Origin of the sequence: Mesorhizobium shangrilense, assembly GCF_040537815.1 — a bacterium.
Taxonomy (GTDB): domain Bacteria; phylum Pseudomonadota; class Alphaproteobacteria; order Rhizobiales; family Rhizobiaceae; genus Mesorhizobium; species Mesorhizobium shangrilense.
This window is the reverse complement of the sequence record NZ_JBEWSZ010000011.1, coordinates 26242-42250: the sequence shown is the minus strand read 5'-3', so window position 1 is coordinate 42250 and position 16009 is coordinate 26242. Positions and strand designations below refer to the sequence as shown.

The following is a 16009-nucleotide window of genomic DNA, read 5'->3' as shown; positions in this document are numbered from 1 at the left end:
GTCCGGAATGCCATCCGTGAGGTTTTCGCTTGGCCGGCTCTGCATTGCCTTGCCGCTGGCGGCGTTCGCGCTCGTGCTGGCCGACCATGTCAGCTCAACGCCGCTGCATCGCAGCGCGCTGTGGCAGGTGGTGCGGACCTGCGCCATCGCGGCGCAAACGATCGGCGTTCCCTTCCCCTGCGAGCAGGTGACGCTCGCCAGCGACGACGCGCCGGGCTCGGCGATCATCAAGTCGCCGCTGCACAAAAGCGAGTTCCTGCTGATGCCGCTTGAGGCCGCGGCCGGCGTGGAAAGCCCGGCCGTGCGCGGCGACGACAGTTCCCTTCTGTGGCAGCGAGCGTGGGAAACCCGGAGCATGGTCGAGGCGCGGCTCGGGCGCGACCTGCCGAGAACGTCGGTCGCCCTGGTGGTCAATTCCGGCATCGCGCGCTCGCAGGACCAGTTCCACATCCATGTCGATTGCGTAGCGCCGTCGGTGGAACGCAAGCTCGCTCTCTACGGACCGAAGGAGGAAGGCCGCTGGCAACTGTTTCGGCAGACGCTGATGGGCCAACGCTACTGGGTCAAGGCGGTCGACAAGCCTGACCTCGGCACCACCAACGTCATCGGCCTCATCGCCGCCGGCCTGCCCAGGGCGCGCGATGCTATGTACCGCGTCAATGTCGTGGTCGTCGGCGCCGAGCTCGCGGGCGGCAAGCCGGGCTTCTACATCCTGGCCAACTCGGACAAGGCGGCGGCCGAGCGCCTGATGGATCACAGTTGCGCGATGGGGTGAAAGCAGTCTCGATCACGGCCTGCTCGCACGTGCGGCGATGGCATGGTAAGCACCTCTTCCTCATGATGGCATCCCCGCAATGTTGAGCGTCTACCCGCAAGGCAAGGTTTCCGAAGCGAAGGCGATCTGGTTCGATCTTCGCGACCCTGAGCCGGCTGAAACCGCTGAGGTCGAGAAGCTGGCCGGTGTTGCCGTGCCCAGCCGAGCAAGCCTCAGCGAGATCGAAAGCACCAGCCGGCTCAAGGCGCGCGACGGCGTGCTGTCGATGAGCGTGCCGATGGTCACGCATGTCGACGGCGGCCTGCAGATGGCGCCCGTCGGCTTCGTGCTGTCGCGCGAGCGCCTGATTACCGTCCGTTTCGGAGCACTCCCGGCCTTCGACCTGGTCGCTGGGCGGTTTGCCGAGCCCGGCCAGCGGCCGGCGACGAGCCTCGAAGTGTTCGTCGAACTCTGCGAGGGGATGGTCGACCGCCTCGCCGATGCCCTCGAACAGACGGCCGGCGAACTGCGCACGCTGTCGGCGACAGCCTTTCACGTGCCGGACACCAGAGGCCAGAGAGCCATCCGTTCCAACAAGGTCATTCGCGCCCAACTGCGGCAGGTCGGCCGCATGGGCGACCATCTGTCGGAAAAACGCGATGCGCTGCTGGCTCTGGGACGCGCCATCGATTTCGCCTGCGGCATGACGGAGGACTGGGGCGATGATCAGCTCAAGTCGCGCATGAACGGCCTGAAGCTCGACGTGACGTCGCTCAACGATTATGAGGTCCACCTCTCCGACAAGGTGCAGTTCCTGCTCGACGCCATGGTCGGGCTGATCGGCATTGCCCAGAACGACATCTTCAAGATCCTCACCATCGTCTCGATCGTCGGCATTCCGCCGACATTGATCGCCGGTATCTACGGCATGAACTTCAAGGGCATGCCCGAATATGACTGGACCTTCGGCTACCCCTACGGGCTGGCGATGATCGCGCTTAGCGCCATCCTGCCGTTGGTGTGGTTCAAGTGGCGGGGCTGGTTCTAGGGCGCGCCGATATTCAGGTGAGGCCGGTGCTTGCCGCTGCCCGTTCGATAACGGCGATCTGTCTTTGCGCTTCAGCCTCGGCCATCTGCATCAGCGTATCGATTTCAATCATCGCCTCTATGTGGCGCGCATCGATGATGGACTTGCGGGCAAGGCGTAGGAACCCTCTCACAACCCTTAAAGTGTCTACAATATTGGGCTGGTCTGACAATGACACGGTACCCCCCTGAAGACCTAGAACCATCGAGCGGTCACTACGTTCCATCCCAAAATGACTCGCAAAGCTCTTTCGAAGGGCGTAGCCTCGAAGTGTCGTCCGCCTTTCACGGCATACGGATGCTTGGAAGCCAACTCAGGTGCTTTCGCCCGCTCAGGGATGAAAGCCATGGACGGTGACAAATCTCCCAGTTTCGTTTCCGCGTATGATTTCGAAATCCTCTGCCAGGCGTTCAAGGCCTCGATTGGCGGCGGTCTGGTTCCTCGCAGCCTGTGGGTTAGCCATGTCGGCGATTTGATACGCGACCTCACAGGCGATGAGGTCGCCGACGAAGAGCTGATTTCGCGAATAATGCTGTCAGCCGGCGCTATCCGGCCGTAGGGAAGGGCGGCCACGGATAGTGGTTGGCGGCGCCCCAGGTGCCGACGCGTCTTGCGCTGCTGAAGCGTGCGACTTCAAGCTGGAGCGCGCGGCGTTCACCGCCTGTCAGCTGCTGGAGCGAATTCTTCTCATTCTAAAAAAATCTGGCATGGCAGGGATTAAAATCCCATCTCGGTCCGTAAACAGGACATGAAACGGTCGGTGCCACGCTTTGACATCATAGGACAGCTAGGCTCGCTGCGCCGCTACGCGCGGTCGCTGACGCGCGACGGCGTCGATGCCGAGGATCTCGTCCACGACGCGCTGGTGCGCGCCTATGAGCGGCGCGGCACTTTCCGCTCCGGCGGCAATTTGCGGGCGTGGCTGCTGTCGATCGTCCACAACACCTTCATCGACCGCACACGCTCCAAGAGATCGGAAGCCGCGCGCAACGAGCAGGCGGGATACCTTGCCGATTCAAGCACACCGGCGCCGCAGGAACATTCCGTGCGGCTGGCGCAGGTGCGCGATGCCTTTTTGAACCTGCCGGAAGAACAGCGCTCGGCGCTGCATCTCGTCGCCATCGACGGCCTTTCCTACCAGCAGGCGGCCGATGCCACTGGCGTGCCGCTGGGCACGCTGATGTCGCGTATCGGCAGGGCGCGCGCGGCACTGCGCGAGATGGAGAACGCCAAGCCGTCGCAGGGAAAAAACCACCTCAGGATTGTTGGAGGCCCGTCATGACCGGAGTTATCGATCCCGTCACCGATATCGACCTCGACGCCTATGTCGACGATCAGCTGGATGTCACCCGTCGCATCGAGGTGGAGGCATTCCTGTCGGCCCGCCCGGAAGCGGCGGCGCGCGTGATGTCGGATCTGCGGATGCGCGACGAACTGCGCGTTGCGCTTGCCGGCTCCCGGGGCACGGCGCGGCCGGCAACGGCGGACGCCGCGCGGCGGCTGGAGCGCGGGCTGACGCGAGGCCGCTTCTTCGGCGTTCTGCAGCGTGCCGCGGCAGTCGCCGCCTTCGTTGCCGCCGGCTGGCTGGCCAACGGCATTGTCGGGCCGATGTCGGTGACCAAGGTCGTCGCCTCGCCGCAGCCGCCCGCTTACCTGGAGGATGCGATCCGCGCCCACAAGACGACGATCATGCGCGAGGGCATGGCGTCGCAGACGGAGACGCCGAACTACAATCCCGGCGAGATCCGCGCCGCGACCGCCATCGTCATGCCGACGCTGCCCAAGGATTGGAAGGTGCGCGACGTGCAGGTCTATCCGTCGCGCTTCGGCCCGAGCGTCGAGATGGCGGTGGATACCAAGGACATGGGCCTGGTGTCGCTGTTTGCGATCCGGCCGGGAACCTTCGACGTGGTCAAGCCGGCCATCGCGCCCTCCGGCGACATTTCCTCGGCCTATTTCCAGATCGGCGAGGTTGCCTACGCGGTGGTGGCGCGAAGCGATGCCCACGACCTCGACCGCGCCGCCGAGACGCTCGCCAAAACGCTTTACTGATATACAAAGGAGAAACCGAATGAATGCCCCGAACTTGGGATACCGCATGGGCGCCGGCGCCCAGACAGGAGCCGTCTTCGACGAGGGCCTGCGCCAGCACATGCTGCGCGTCTACAACTATATGGGCCTTGGCCTCGTGGTCACCGGCCTCGTCGCCTTCATGGTGTCGTCGACGCCCGCGCTCTACGTGCCGATCTTTTCCAGTCCGCTGAAATGGGTGGTGATGCTGGCGCCGCTCGCCTTCGTCATGCTGTTCTCGTTCAAGATGCAGACCATGTCGGCGGCCAGCGCGCAGATGATGTTCTGGGCCTTCTGCGCGGTCATGGGCCTGTCGCTCGCTTCCGTGTTCCTGGTGTTCACCGGAACCAGCATCGCGCGCACCTTCTTCATCACCGCCACCATGTTCGGCGCCACCAGCCTCTACGGCTACACGACCAAGCGTGACCTGACGCAGTTCTCGTCGTTCCTGATCATGGGCCTGATCGGCGTGGTGATCGCCAGCATCGTCAACATCTTCCTTGGCTCGACCGCCCTGCAATTCGCCATTTCGGTGATCGGCATCGCCGTCTTCGTCGGCCTGACCGCCTGGGACACGCAGACGATCAAGGAACAGTATGGCGAGAATTTCGATGGGGAATCGCGCCAGAAGCTCGCCGTGTTCGGCGCCTTTTCGCTCTACCTGAACTTCATCAACATCTTCCAGCTGCTGCTGAATTTCACCGGCGAAAAAGAATAGTCGCCTGACCGTACCGGGCATCTCCTAATGCCCGGACAAAAGCGGGCGCCGGCTTCCCCTGAGGGGCCGGCGTTCGTGCCTGGCCGGCGCCACGGGGGTGTTTGCCGGCCAGGCTCTATCTCTCTGTTTTGACGCAATTCCGGACGGAAACCGTTTCGCACTTTTCCTGGATTGCTCAAGGCGCCTCAAGTCTTTGTGTTGTGCATGTCATTGCCCAAAACCGCCGCGCATTTTTGGGCGACATGCATTGGAGCCCCATCTCGATCCAGTCGGGATGGGGCTCTATTTGTCTGAGTGGGAGCTTCGTGGCTGCCGATCCTTCGGTTCGGTTCGCGACTCCGCACTGCCGATTGCGATTCGACGGCCCGTCAGCACGTATCTTGCGAGTGCCGCGACGGTAAGCACCAGGACCATCAGTACAAGAAAACCTGCAACCGACAGGAACGTCATGGCGAGCCAGGTTCGGGCAGGGCAATCCGACATGTCGGCATACATCGCGGTCGCCTTTCACTCCGTCGCGTAGACGGTGGGCGCCTTGCCGTCCTTGGTGAAGGCATAGACGGTGAAGGGGCCGGACTTTTCGCCACCCATGCCCGGTGCGCCCGCGGGCATGCCTGCCAGCGTGATGCCGGTGATTGCAGGCCGCTCCGTCAGCAGCTTCCTGACGATGTCGACGGGCACCAGGCCATCGACGACATAGCCGTCGATCATCATCGTGTGACAGCCTTCGAGGTCGGTGGGCACGCCCGCGTCGCTGCTGATCTGGGACAGGTTATTGACCGGCTTGATGTCGATCTTGAAGCCATACTTTTCCAGATAGGCGGCGTAGGATTCGCAGCAGCTGCATTGCGGGTTCTTGTACATGACAGCGTTGATCGTGGCCGCAAAAGCGGGCAGCGGCGCTGCGACCAGCAAGGCAAGGGCGGCGAGGCGGTAGGTCAGTTTCATTGCAATTCTCCTTCGTTGATTGGTGGGGCTGGTGGACGCTGGGGTTCCGTGGTTGCAAAGGGGCTCAGGTCACCCGGAATACGGTCATGAGGCCGGCCATCTGGTGATCGGCGACATGGCAATGCAGCATCCAGTCGCCGGGATTGTCGGCGACGAAGGCGCATTCGACCGTGTCCTTGGGAGCCATCAGCACGGTGTCCTGCCATGTCCGGTTCGGCACGGGCGAACCGTTGCGGGAGAGCACGGACATGCTGAACCCGTGAATGTGCATGGGGTGCCACCACGCGGTTTCGTTGCGCATGGTGAGCAGGCAGGTCGCGCCGCGTTTCAGCGTGAATTGCGGCGTCATGCCGGAATGGCCGTCTCCTGTCATCGAAATGCCGTTGATCGCCCAGGCGGCGGTGCCATTCATGCCAGGCATGGCCATCCCCATCATGCCGCCGACGCCTTTCAGCTTGCCGCCGCCCATCATGCCGCCCTGCAGCACGATCTCCTGGCGTTCGGCCCTGGCAAGATCGGGTTCGGGCAGGGGATTGCCAGGCAGGCGGACAGGCGCGTCGAAAGGTTGGGCTCGCAGCGGCGGTACGTTGTCATAGGCAAGCGTGGTCAGCGTATAGGAGAGGCCGTCATAGTAATCGTCGATCACCGCGTAGCGCTTGCCGGGGTCGCCCTGCATGTCGATTATGACGTCGATGCGCATGGCAGGCGCAAGCAGCAAGCGGCCTTCCTCCGGTTCATGTGGGTCGCAGGGCTGTCCGTCGATCGCCACGACGACCGGGCGGTGGCCCTCGAAGCGCAGCGCCATGATGCGGGCGAGCGAGGCATTGGCCAGGCGCAGCCTGAGGCGTTCTCCCGCTTTCACATTTTGATAGGCCGGACGCGTGCCGTTGACGGTGACGACATTGCCGACGCGGCCGGACATCGCCGCATCCATCGCGCTGCCGAAGCCGGGCGCGATCTGTCCGCCCGCCGCAAGCCGCCAGTCCTGCAGCAGCCACAGCAGATCGCGGTCTACTGCGACGGGCTCCACCTCCTCGAGGATGAGCGCGCCGGCCAAGCCGCGGCCCAGCTGCACGAGGCTGTTGGCATGCGGATGGTACCAGAAGGTTCCGGCGTCGGGCGGTGTGAACTCATAGACGAAGCTCTCGCCCGGCCTGATCGGCGGCTGGGTCAGGCCAGGCACGCCGTCCATGGTGTTTGGCAGGCGGATGCCATGCCAGTGGACCGTCGTGTCCTCATCCAGCCCGTTCTCGACGGTGATGCGGGCCAGCTCGCCCTGTCGCAGGCGAAGGGTCGGGCCGGGGACTTTACCGTCATACGTCCACACGGGAGTATGCGGACCGGCCGGGCCACTGAGCTGGGCCTGTCCCGGCGCGATCTTGATGCGGCGCTCGTTGACGGCGGATGTCCTTGACGATGCGGGGCGCACGAAGGTGGCTGCCGCGATGTCCGCTGCCGCAAGCACGAAGCCGCGGCGCGACATCAAACTGAAGGTACTCACTCTCAATTCCTTTGCGATCTCGATCGACGGCGAACCTCTCGACGTCGAATTGCTGTCCGCGCTCGCTTGCGCAAAGCGCCAGCGGCGATCAAACGCCAGACATCAGCCGCGGGACGGCTGAAGCCGCGTCAGACGAGATCGATGGATTTGGGAGGGAATGGGTCGGGGAGGGAATTTCGCCCATGAAGGAACGGCGTCGGCAGCGCTGATGGCAGCGGTGCCCGAACCGCGCTCATGACAGCGAATTCGAGCGGCAGCACCGCGAGTACCGGAGCAATGCAGGTCCGGGGACAATGCATCGGATTTCCGTTGTCGCCGGTGCCCTTGACACATGCCTTGCAGTCGCTGTCGTCAGCCGCGCCCATGCCGGGCGTGGTCATGCCCGTTTCGGAGGCCATGGCCATGCCGGCTTTGAGCGCCATGGTCATGTTCACTGCCATGGTGCTGGCCTGGACGGCGGACATGCTCACGCCAACGGTGACGAACACCGCGAGCAGCAACGCGAAGACGTGTCTTGGCGACAACCGAGCCATCATGCGCTCAGGCTGACCTCAAAGGGCGGTTTTTGCAAGCCGGATTCCAGCGCTGCGACACCGAGACAGTCCGGCCCCACAAGGCGCAGCAAGGCCGTCGACGCCGTTCCGCGGTCGCGGTCGTTCAGCCGACGATACCCGATCTAACTGATCCGCACACCCTGCGCATCGAGAAACACGCATCCCTTGGGGTCGAATCCAATCATTCAGCCGTCCGGCCAGTCAGCCTGCAGCCTGGGCCGTTTTGGCGGCAATCCCTGGCGGCTGCCCGGACCCGACCAGATCGGTCGCCATCTGGTCGCTGTGACTTCATCAAGAAACGCGCGGCGATGTGGATTGCAGGCGCGCCAGTCTTCGGCGCCAGCACGATCGGCTGCCAGGTGAAGAAGCTCGGCATCCGCGTCGACGCGGTCGACAACGCGGACCGAGCCGATTGCCGGAGGCTCCACAACCTCGAACAGCAACCGGCTCGCCACCGAAAAGGTCTGGCGCAGCACCATGATGACAGGGCCGTCGGTGTCGAGTTTTCCACGCTGCAGCACGATGCCGGCGGGCACCATATTGTCGCCGATCCGCCGGGCGCCAAACCTGTGGACGAGGCGACCGTCGCCATTGTTGCTACGCCATGCGGCCAACTTGCCGCCGAATTGGGAGGCCGGGCGAGGGGCACCGTCGAAATAGCGCACGACGGAGCCAAGCGGTGCAAGATCAAAGATAAGCTGTGCGGACATGGGTTCTTTCACGAGCTGCACGCCGCTCGCCAAGCCTCACCTGGGTCCCTGGCTATCGGTTATGCGAGATACCTGCGATGGCGGGATATCCGCCATCGCAGGGGCATCGGCACCTTCGCCTGTCGGGTTGGGAGCAACCGGTCCCGGCGCAACGTGCCAATTGCAAGGTCAGTCCCGGGCGTAGTCGGCCTGGCCGCCGGACCATTTGTAGACGACGAATCCCGGCGCCTGGTTGTCGCCTTTGGCATCGAACTTGACCGTGCCGAGCACGGTTTCGAAGCTTCCCTGGCGCAGGGCCTCGGCAACGGCTTGAGGGTCCGTCGAGCCAGCCTTGCCAAGGGCCTGTGCGAAAGTCTGGATGATGCCGTAGGAATAGAGCGCCCATCCCTGGGGCTCGATGCCGCGCTTTCGCATGGCATCGACAGCGGCACCCGCCTCGGGGTTCTTTCGCGGGTCCGGTCCGAAGGTGAACAGCGTGCCCTCGGCGGTGGCGCCGGCAATGGCGACAAACTCGCTGGAGGACAGCGGATCGCCGCCAAACAGGGTCAGCTTGAGGCCAAGGTCGGCGGATTGCCGCATGATCAGGCCGGCTTCGGCATGATAGCCGCCAAAGTAGACCACCTCCGTGCCGGCTTCTTTCAGACGCGTGATCAGTGCCGAATAGTCCTTCTCCCCGGCATTGATGCGGGCTTCCATGACTATGGGCTGGCCGGCCGCCGTCAGCGCGCTTTTCACTTCTGCCGTAAGTCCGGCGCCAAACGCCGACTTGTCGTCGATGATGGCGATCTTCCTGCCGAGGAAATGTTTCAGGATGTAGTGCGACGCCGTCGGCCCTTGCTGGTCGTCCCGGCCGCCGATGCGGAAGATCGACTTGAAACCGCGCTCGGTGATCTGGGGATTGGTCGACACCGTCAGGCTGACCACACCGGATTCTTCGTAGACCTCAGAGGCCGGAAGGGTCGCGCCGGAGCAGAAATGTCCGTTCACGAAGGTGATGCCATCGGCAATCAGCTTGTTGGCCACGGACACCGCCTGCCTAGGATCGCATGCATCGTCGGCGACGACGATCTCGATTTTCTCGCCGCCAATTCCGCCATGGGAATTGATGTCGTCGGCCGCTGCCGCCGCGCCGGCCTTCAACTGATCGCCAAAACTCGCGTTAGGACCGGTCATCGGTCCGACGACGGCGATGCGAATGTCCGCGAAGGCCGCCCCAGCGCTCAATGCAAGGGCAGTTGTCGCCAGCAATAGTGATCGAAAACGCATTGGATTCTCCTCCGGCTCATGGTTATGGGATGGCAACAGGGGCCGGATGCACCCGGCGATGAAGCGAGACGTCCTGACCGTTCAGAGCACAACGATCTGCCCGGCTTTTTGCGCGCGGGCGCGGCTGTAGGCGATGTGCGCGGCGACCATGTCCTCCATGGCGATGCCCATCGCCTTGTAGACGGTGATCTCATCCGCCGTTTGCCGGCCGGCCTTGCGGCCGGTCAGCATGTCTCCAAGCAGCGTGGCTTCACGGGGATCGATCCTGGCGAGTTCCGCGCAGCCAACCGGTGGCGCCTTGAACGCTTCCGTGGTTTCGACGAACAGCCGCGCGATCGCGATCAGCTCCAGCGGCAGTTCGCCCTGGGGCGGGGCGTAGCCGACCGAGGAAACATGCGTGCCTTGCCTGATCCATTCGGCGTCGATGACGGGCGTGTAGGAATGGCTGGCCAGGCACACGACGTCGGAGGTCCTGACGGCCGCCTCGACATCCCTGACCGCCACGGCGCGGGGGTCCAACCGGGCCAGCTTCTCCGCGTCTTCATAGTGAAGCGAAGCGATGCGGATCTCGTCGAAGTCGCGGACAAGCGGCAGGAGGCGCAGATGCTCGCGACCCTGCACGCCCGCTCCAACAAGGGTGACGGTGCGCGCATCCTGGCGGGCGAGTTCCCTGACCGACAGAACCGCTGACGCGGCGGTTCGAATGCCGGTGATATACGTCCCGTCCATGATGCAGAGCGGAGCGCCCGTTGCCGGGTCGAAGAGGTTGATCAGCGCCAGGTGGTTCGGCAGATCCAGTTCGAGATTGTCCTCGAAGACATTGACGATCTTGACGGCGATGCTCATGCCTTCCTGCCAGGCGGGCATCGACAGCGAGAAGCCTTTTCCCGGCACCGTGATTTCCGGCCTGTCCGGCGACTGGACCCTGCCATCGGCGATCGCGCGAAAACCCTCGGCGAGGCCGTCGATCAACTGGTTGAGATCGAGCAGCCGCACGACGTCCTGTTCGCTGAGGATGAGGACGTCCATATCGCCCTTGGCGATCTCGGCCGCGCTTTTCCGCACCCCGGTTGCGTTTGATATGTTCATGCCTTCACTCCAGTGCCCGGCAGGGTGTCCTGCTGTTATGGAGGCAGACAAAATCATTTAGCGGATCAAGGAAAACGACTTTATTTGCAGCTGCATGATTTCAAGTTATGGTCGATGATGCGCCGCAAACTGCCATCCCTGTCCGCGCTTCGCACATTCGAGGCGCTGGCCCGCACGTTGAGCTTCACGAAAGCCGCCGCCGAGCTTGGCGTGACGCAGGCAGCGGTGAGCCGCCAGATCAAGAATCTCGAGACGGAACTGGCGGTCGAGCTGGTCTCACGCAAATCGGGCAAGAACAGCCTGACGGACGCCGGCGATCTGCTGTTCGGCGGCGTCTACAGGGCCTTCGATACGATGGAAGCCGTTATCGACCGCGTCACCGACAGCGGCGGGCGCGAGATCCTGAATGTCAGCGTGGCGCCGTATTTTTCATCGCAATGGCTGACGCCAAGACTGATGACATTTGTCCGGCAGCATCCGGAGATCGACCTGCGCCTGCACCACTCCTACCATCCCGCCGATCACCGCAGGGAGAACATCGATATCGGCATCAACTGGGGATCGGGTGTCTGGCCGGGCGTCGAAAAGATCAAGGTGCTCGATGGCGCCCTGGTGCCCGTCGCCAGCCCCGCATTCCCAGCAAGTCTCAACGGTGCGCTGACGCCGCGCAATCTGATTGAACAACCATTGTTCTACGAGTTCGACCTGCAGCATTGGCGGCTCTGGTTGGAGACGCAGGGCGTGACGGCGCCGGCGGTGCTGTCGGCGCAGCGGTTGAGCGACTCTCACGCCTTGCGCCGAGCCGCCATCGACGGACACGGGATCGCGCTCTTCTTCGCTTCACTCATCGAGGAGGATGTGCTCGCCGGGCGCCTGGTACGCCTTTTCGAGGACGCGGTGCATGTGGGGTACGACTACTACCTGAATTATTCCCGAGACGCCGAACTGCCACGAAAGGCAAAGGCGTTCCGGCGCTTCATCCTGGCCGAGAGCGGCGTTTCATAGGCGGCCGCGCCGATTTGCCATGCCGGCAGGCCCCCGGAGCGGGCGACGCCAGACCGGACGAATTGATTCCGAATCCGGTGTCATCCCGCTGTTGCGGCGTGATTTTTCGGGATCGTTGCTATTCGATCCGCACGCCCTGCGCATCGAGAAGCACGCATCCCTTGGGGTCGAATCCGACATCCACCGGTTCGCCCTCGCGCAGCGGCTGGCCGTCGATGAGCGTGTTGGCGCGCACCGGGGTATTGCCGCCGATATCGATCTCGTAGACAGCGTTGCCGCCAAGATAGGAGGTCGAGACGATCCGCCCCGCCAGCCGGTTGGCGATGGCGGCGGCGCAGACCGTCAGCTTTTGCGGACGGACGACGACGGTGACGGCGCTGCCAGGCGCAAGGGATTTCGGTGAGGCGGCCCTGACGGTGTGACCGGTGGCGAGCGCGATCGTCACCATCGCGCCGTCCATCGCGCTGACGGTGCCCGGCAGCATGTTGGCCTTGCCGAGGAAATTGGCGACGAAGGCGGTGGCCGGCCGGTCGTAGACCTCGCCGGGCGTGCCAATCTGCTCGACCACGCCGGCATTCATCACCACGATGCGGTCGGACATGGACAGGGCTTCCTCCTGGTCATGCGTCACGAAAATCGCTGTGATTCCAGTCTCTTTCTGGATTTTCTTGATCTCGACGCGCATGTCCTCGCGCATATTGGCGTCGAGCGCCGACAGGGGCTCGTCCAGCAGCAGCACTTCCGGTTCGAAGACGATGGCGCGGGCCAGCGCGATGCGCTGCTGCTGGCCGCCGGAAAGCTGCGACGGCAGCTTCTTCTCGCTGCCGGGAAGCCGCACCATCTCCAGCGCCTTGCCGACCCGCCTGACGATCTCGGCTTTGGGCACGTTGCGGTATTTCAGGCCGAAGGCGACATTGTCGAAGACGTTCTTGTGGGGAAACAGCGCATAGTTCTGGAACACCAGGCCGATGTTGCGCTTGTAGATCGGGATGTCGTCGACACGCTTGCCGCCGATCGAGATCTGGCCGCTGGAAATGTCGACGAGGCCGGCGATCGAGCGCAGGATCGTCGTCTTGCCGCAGCCGGAAGGCCCGAGCAGCGTGACGAAGCTGCCCTTGCCGATCGCCAGCGAGAACTTCCGCACCGCGGCGAACTTGCCATAGAAAATATCGATGTCGCGGAACTCGACCGCCGGCTTGCCCATGGGCTCCATGCCCTGGGCAAGCTGGCCGCGATCGACCCCGGCCGTCACCGGCCGGGGCTCGTGGAGCTTGTCGTCATGCACCTTTGGACACCCTGTCCCATTGCTTGTTCCAGGCGTCCTCGTTCTTTGCCCAGTAGAGCGGATCGGCGTAGGTCAGCGACTTCATCGATCCGGTGGGATCGAAGGCGGGCAGGGCGGCGATCTTGTCGGTCAGCTTCACCTTGGTCGGGTCGAGCGAGGGCGGATAGTTCTGGCCCTCGGCAACGGCGATCGAGGTGGCCGGGTCGAGCATGAAATTGATCAGTTCCTCGCATTCGGCCATCGGCGAGCCCTTGAGGATCAGCATGTCCTCCATCCAGGCATAGGAACCTGCGGGGTCGAGATAGCCGATCGGCTGGCCCTGCTGCTGCAGGGCGGCGACGCGGCCCGACCAGGCGTCGGTGACCACGATCTCGTTCCTCGACAACAGGTCCATCAGCTCGGCGCCGGAGCTCCAGAACTTCTTGGCGAGGTCGCGCGTCTCGCGCACCTTGGCCCAGACCGCATCCATGTCCTGGATGTTGTTGGGGTCCTGCTTGGTCTGCAGCGCGGCGTACCAGACGCGCGTGGTCATGTCGGCATAGCCGCCGATCTTGCCGGCATATTTCTTGTCGGTGAGCAGGTTGGCGCCCTTTTCCTTGGCTTCGTCGGGCGAGATCACCTTGGTGTTGTATGCGATGCCGGTGGTGCCGTAGTCGTAGGGCACGGCCGACAGCTTCGGCGTGATCTTGCGGAACGGATCGATCATGGCGGTCAGCACATTCGCCATGTTGGGGATGTTGGCCTCGTTGATCTCCGAGTTGAAGCCGGCATTGACGTATTTGATGTAGTAGTTGACGCCGGACGAATGGATGACCTGGAAGTCGCCGGGCTTCGAGGTCTTGATCTTGGTGATGATCTCGTCCTCGTCGCCGAACGTGCCCTGCACGACCTTGATGCTGGATTTCGCAGTATAGGGCTGGAAGGCGTATTTATCGATGGCCTCCTGCACCACGCCGCCCCAGCCGTCGAAGCGCACTTCCGAGACGGCGGCCAGCGCGCGTCCCATCCAGGGCATGGACAGTCCGGTGGCGGCGGCCGCCGCGGCCGTCAGGCCCAGGAACGAGCGCCGGCTGATGTCGCCGTTGGCGTAGCGGTCGCCAAGCCGCTCCAGTCTTTTGCCGTTGGTCAGTTTCATTGCAGTTCTCCCATTTTACGTTGCTTTTTTTCTGAACCGGGTGAGGCTTTGCAGGATGAGCCCGCCTATCAAGGGAATGCCGACCGTCACCAGGATCATGACGGTGCCCAGCGCGTTGACCTCGGGGCTGATCGAGATCTTGAGCATGGACAGTATCTGCGTCGGCATGGTCTCGACGCCGGCGGGGCGCCAGAACAGGCTGGCCGAAGTGTTGTCGAAGGAGATGGTGAAGGCGAGCAGCACGCTGGCCAGCACGGCGGGGATGAGCAGCGGCAGCGTGATCTCGCGGAAGGTCGACAGCCGCGACGCGCCGAGCGACAAAGCGGCTTCCTCATAGGAGCGCTTGATGCCGACCATGCGTGCCTGCACGATCAGCACCACATAGGGCAAGGTGAGCAGGATGTGGCCGAGGATCAGCAGCAGCATCGAGCGCGGCTGGTCGATCGATTTGATCATCACCAGCAGGCCGACGCCGAGGATCGTCTCGGGCACCAGCGCGGGCAGGATGACCAGCGTGTTGATCGCCTGCTTGCCGGCGAACTCGAAGCGGACCAGCGCGAAGGCCGTCATGATGCCGATCAGCGTCGTCACCGCCGCCGTCACCAGCGCAATCCACATCGATGTCTGGAAGGCGGCAAGCACCGGCTCGTTGGTCAGCAACTTGGCATACCAGCGCAGACTGACGCCGGTCATCGGAAAGCCGCCGAACATGGAATCGTTGAAGGACAAAACGACGGTGGCGATGATCGGCGCGAACATGAAGATGTAGACGCAGATCGTGACGAAGCCGGTCAGCCGCCAGGCCCATCTGCCTTCGCGGTCGTGATGTACGGCCGTCATGCGCCCAGATCCTTCATGCACTGAGGCCCTTCATGATCTGGGACAGGCCCATATAGCGGCTGTAGGCGGCGGCAACCGCGCCGAGCAGGACGAACAGCACGATGGACAGCGTGGCGCCCATCGGCCAGTTCAGCTGGCTCATGATGGTGTCGTAGATCAGATTGCCGAACAGCGCGTCGCGGCTGCCGCCCAGAAGCTGCGGCGTCACATAGCTGCCGGCGGCCAAGACGAAGCAGAGCAGCAGCCCGGCGCCGAGCCCCGGCAGCGACAGCGGCAGGGTGACCTCGCGAAAAGCCTGGGCGCTGGTGCAGCCCATCGAGCGGGCGGCGGCGATCAGCGTGCGGTCGATGCTTTCCAGGCTGACATAGACGTTGAGGATCATGTAGGGCAGCAGGAAATGCAGCAGCCCCATGATGACGGCGCCCTCGGTGTAGAGCATCGGCAGCGGCTCGTTGATCACGCCGAGCCTGATGAGCACGACATTGATCAGCCCCTGTTCGCCCAGGATATGGATCCAGGAAAATGTACGGATGGTGAAGCTTATCCAGAACGGCACGATCAACAGCAGCAACAGCAGCCATTTGTGCCGGAAGGTCGTGGCCCAGATGAAATAGGCCGGGAAATAACCGACGACACCGCAGATCACCGCCGTGATGACGCCGACGCGCACGGTCTTCAAAAGGAAGCCGTGATAGTAGCTGTCGGTGAGGAATTCCTTCCAGTTGTCAAAGGTCAGCGACGCCTGCTCGACGCCGGCCGTGACGAAGGTGAAGAAGGTATAGACCGTCATCATCAGGATCGGCAGCAGCAGGAGCAGAAGCAGAAGCAGCAGCGCCGGCGCGACAAGGGCCCAGGCCAATCGCTTGTCGTACAGTTTCCAGCCTTTGGTCACGATGGTCCAATCCGGCTATCTGTCATGGATCGGCAAAGTCGCCGGCCCCCCAAGGAGCCAGCTTCGACCATTGGCGTGCCGCTGTCCACCGTTTCGCGCATGGTGGCCTGCACAAATCCTGAGCAGGCACAAAGGGCACCAAAAGCGAGCGAATT

At 63.3% G+C, this 16009-nt stretch carries 18 protein-coding genes; 7 read left to right on the top strand and 11 right to left on the bottom strand.

Annotation, left to right across the window (positions count from 1 at the left end):
* Nucleotides 1-16 precede the first annotated feature (16 nt).
* Together ABVQ20_RS37325 and ABVQ20_RS37320 are read left to right on the top strand one after the other, a co-directional pair.
* Nucleotides 17-775: a CDP-diacylglycerol diphosphatase gene (locus ABVQ20_RS37325; RefSeq protein ID WP_354464816.1), complete on the top strand. Its 759-nt coding sequence runs from the start codon at nucleotides 17-19 to the stop codon at nucleotides 773-775.
* 79 nt (nucleotides 776-854) lie between these two features.
* Complete coding sequence (locus ABVQ20_RS37320; protein WP_354464815.1) at nucleotides 855-1802, top strand: magnesium transporter CorA family protein; 948 nt, start codon at nucleotides 855-857, stop codon at nucleotides 1800-1802.
* Nucleotides 1803-1815: 13 nt separating this feature from the next.
* Here ABVQ20_RS37320 and ABVQ20_RS37315 read toward each other — a convergent pair whose 3' ends face one another.
* The gene (locus tag ABVQ20_RS37315; RefSeq protein WP_354464814.1) at nucleotides 1816-2019 is read right to left on the bottom strand and encodes a hypothetical protein; all 204 of its coding nucleotides are present in this window, start codon (nucleotides 2017-2019) and stop codon (nucleotides 1816-1818) included.
* A gap of 168 nt (nucleotides 2020-2187) precedes the next feature.
* On the opposite strand from ABVQ20_RS37315, the gene ABVQ20_RS37310 reads away from it, so the two are divergent.
* From ABVQ20_RS37310 to ABVQ20_RS37295, 4 genes are all read left to right on the top strand, one after another.
* Nucleotides 2188-2400 carry a hypothetical protein gene (locus ABVQ20_RS37310; protein ID WP_354464813.1) on the top strand — a complete coding sequence of 71 codons (213 nt, stop codon included), beginning with the start codon at nucleotides 2188-2190 and terminating at the stop codon, nucleotides 2398-2400.
* 189 nt (nucleotides 2401-2589) lie between these two features.
* Complete coding sequence (locus ABVQ20_RS37305; RefSeq protein ID WP_354464812.1) at nucleotides 2590-3123, top strand: sigma-70 family RNA polymerase sigma factor; 534 nt, start codon at nucleotides 2590-2592, stop codon at nucleotides 3121-3123.
* Nucleotides 3120-3893 carry an anti-sigma factor family protein gene (locus ABVQ20_RS37300; protein ID WP_354464811.1) on the top strand — a complete coding sequence of 258 codons (774 nt, stop codon included), beginning with the start codon at nucleotides 3120-3122 and terminating at the stop codon, nucleotides 3891-3893. The genes ABVQ20_RS37305 and ABVQ20_RS37300 overlap by 4 nt, the downstream gene beginning before the upstream one ends.
* A 19-nt stretch (nucleotides 3894-3912) precedes the next feature.
* On the top strand, nucleotides 3913-4629 hold the full coding sequence (locus tag ABVQ20_RS37295; RefSeq protein ID WP_354464810.1) for a Bax inhibitor-1/YccA family protein: 717 nt from the start codon (nucleotides 3913-3915) through the stop codon (nucleotides 4627-4629).
* A 507-nt stretch (nucleotides 4630-5136) separates the two neighbouring features.
* Here the strand turns inward: ABVQ20_RS37295 and ABVQ20_RS37290 are convergent.
* The 6 genes from ABVQ20_RS37290 to ABVQ20_RS37265 all read right to left on the bottom strand — a co-directional run bounded on the left by ABVQ20_RS37290 (nucleotide 5137) and on the right by ABVQ20_RS37265 (nucleotide 10697).
* Nucleotides 5137-5577: a DUF411 domain-containing protein gene (locus tag ABVQ20_RS37290; protein WP_354464809.1), complete on the bottom strand. Its 441-nt coding sequence runs from the start codon at nucleotides 5575-5577 to the stop codon at nucleotides 5137-5139.
* Between the two features lie 64 nt (nucleotides 5578-5641).
* Nucleotides 5642-7060 carry a multicopper oxidase family protein gene (locus ABVQ20_RS37285; protein WP_354464877.1) on the bottom strand — a complete coding sequence of 473 codons (1419 nt, stop codon included), beginning with the start codon at nucleotides 7058-7060 and terminating at the stop codon, nucleotides 5642-5644.
* 146 nt (nucleotides 7061-7206) lie between these two features.
* Nucleotides 7207-7578 (bottom strand): hypothetical protein, encoded by a 372-nt coding sequence (locus ABVQ20_RS37280; RefSeq protein ID WP_354464808.1) that lies wholly within the window; start codon nucleotides 7576-7578, stop codon nucleotides 7207-7209.
* A gap of 239 nt (nucleotides 7579-7817) precedes the next feature.
* The gene (locus ABVQ20_RS37275; protein WP_354464807.1) at nucleotides 7818-8342 is read right to left on the bottom strand and encodes a UCP036055 family protein; all 525 of its coding nucleotides are present in this window, start codon (nucleotides 8340-8342) and stop codon (nucleotides 7818-7820) included.
* Between the two features lie 168 nt (nucleotides 8343-8510).
* Nucleotides 8511-9608 carry an ABC transporter substrate-binding protein gene (locus ABVQ20_RS37270; protein ID WP_354464806.1) on the bottom strand — a complete coding sequence of 366 codons (1098 nt, stop codon included), beginning with the start codon at nucleotides 9606-9608 and terminating at the stop codon, nucleotides 8511-8513.
* An 81-nt stretch (nucleotides 9609-9689) separates the two neighbouring features.
* Complete coding sequence (locus ABVQ20_RS37265; protein ID WP_354464805.1) at nucleotides 9690-10697, bottom strand: ornithine cyclodeaminase family protein; 1008 nt, start codon at nucleotides 10695-10697, stop codon at nucleotides 9690-9692.
* Between the two features lie 114 nt (nucleotides 10698-10811).
* On the opposite strand from ABVQ20_RS37265, the gene ABVQ20_RS37260 reads away from it, so the two are divergent.
* On the top strand, nucleotides 10812-11702 hold the full coding sequence (locus ABVQ20_RS37260) for a LysR substrate-binding domain-containing protein (protein ID WP_354464804.1): 891 nt from the start codon (nucleotides 10812-10814) through the stop codon (nucleotides 11700-11702).
* Nucleotides 11703-11820: 118 nt separating this feature from the next.
* Here ABVQ20_RS37260 and ABVQ20_RS37255 read toward each other — a convergent pair whose 3' ends face one another.
* Genes ABVQ20_RS37255 through ABVQ20_RS37240 form a run of 4 tightly spaced genes read right to left on the bottom strand, consistent with a single transcriptional unit; the run spans nucleotide 11821 to nucleotide 15854 of the window.
* Nucleotides 11821-12987: an ABC transporter ATP-binding protein gene (locus ABVQ20_RS37255; protein ID WP_354464803.1), complete on the bottom strand. Its 1167-nt coding sequence runs from the start codon at nucleotides 12985-12987 to the stop codon at nucleotides 11821-11823.
* The gene (locus tag ABVQ20_RS37250; RefSeq protein WP_354464802.1) at nucleotides 12980-14122 is read right to left on the bottom strand and encodes an extracellular solute-binding protein; all 1143 of its coding nucleotides are present in this window, start codon (nucleotides 14120-14122) and stop codon (nucleotides 12980-12982) included. The genes ABVQ20_RS37255 and ABVQ20_RS37250 overlap by 8 nt, the downstream gene beginning before the upstream one ends.
* A gap of 15 nt (nucleotides 14123-14137) precedes the next feature.
* A complete protein-coding gene (locus tag ABVQ20_RS37245) occupies nucleotides 14138-14962 on the bottom strand; it encodes an ABC transporter permease (RefSeq protein ID WP_354464801.1) in 825 nt (274 codons plus the stop codon).
* Between the two features lie 13 nt (nucleotides 14963-14975).
* On the bottom strand, nucleotides 14976-15854 hold the full coding sequence (locus ABVQ20_RS37240) for an ABC transporter permease (RefSeq protein ID WP_354464800.1): 879 nt from the start codon (nucleotides 15852-15854) through the stop codon (nucleotides 14976-14978).
* Nucleotides 15855-16009 lie beyond the last annotated feature (155 nt).

Excerpts from the sequence above, each read along its gene's own strand:
- ABVQ20_RS37320 (WP_354464815.1), top strand. The coding sequence starts at position 855 with ATGTTGAGCGTCTACCCGCAAGGCAAGGTTTCCGAAGCGAAGGCGATC.
- ABVQ20_RS37310 (WP_354464813.1), top strand. The coding sequence starts at position 2,188 with ATGGACGGTGACAAATCTCCCAGTTTCGTTTCCGCGTATGATTTCGAA.
- ABVQ20_RS37305 (WP_354464812.1), top strand. The coding sequence starts at position 2,590 with ATGAAACGGTCGGTGCCACGCTTTGACATCATAGGACAGCTAGGCTCG.
- ABVQ20_RS37300 (WP_354464811.1), top strand. The coding sequence starts at position 3,120 with ATGACCGGAGTTATCGATCCCGTCACCGATATCGACCTCGACGCCTAT.
- ABVQ20_RS37295 (WP_354464810.1), top strand. The coding sequence starts at position 3,913 with ATGAATGCCCCGAACTTGGGATACCGCATGGGCGCCGGCGCCCAGACA.
- ABVQ20_RS37290 (WP_354464809.1), bottom strand. The coding sequence starts at position 5,577 with ATGAAACTGACCTACCGCCTCGCCGCCCTTGCCTTGCTGGTCGCAGCG.
- ABVQ20_RS37285 (WP_354464877.1), bottom strand. The coding sequence starts at position 7,060 with ATGTCGCGCCGCGGCTTCGTGCTTGCGGCAGCGGACATCGCGGCAGCC.
- ABVQ20_RS37275 (WP_354464807.1), bottom strand. The coding sequence starts at position 8,342 with ATGTCCGCACAGCTTATCTTTGATCTTGCACCGCTTGGCTCCGTCGTG.
- ABVQ20_RS37270 (WP_354464806.1), bottom strand. The coding sequence starts at position 9,608 with ATGCGTTTTCGATCACTATTGCTGGCGACAACTGCCCTTGCATTGAGC.
- ABVQ20_RS37265 (WP_354464805.1), bottom strand. The coding sequence starts at position 10,697 with ATGAACATATCAAACGCAACCGGGGTGCGGAAAAGCGCGGCCGAGATC.
- ABVQ20_RS37260 (WP_354464804.1), top strand. The coding sequence starts at position 10,812 with ATGATGCGCCGCAAACTGCCATCCCTGTCCGCGCTTCGCACATTCGAG.
- ABVQ20_RS37250 (WP_354464802.1), bottom strand. The coding sequence starts at position 14,122 with ATGAAACTGACCAACGGCAAAAGACTGGAGCGGCTTGGCGACCGCTAC.
- ABVQ20_RS37245 (WP_354464801.1), bottom strand. The coding sequence starts at position 14,962 with ATGACGGCCGTACATCACGACCGCGAAGGCAGATGGGCCTGGCGGCTG.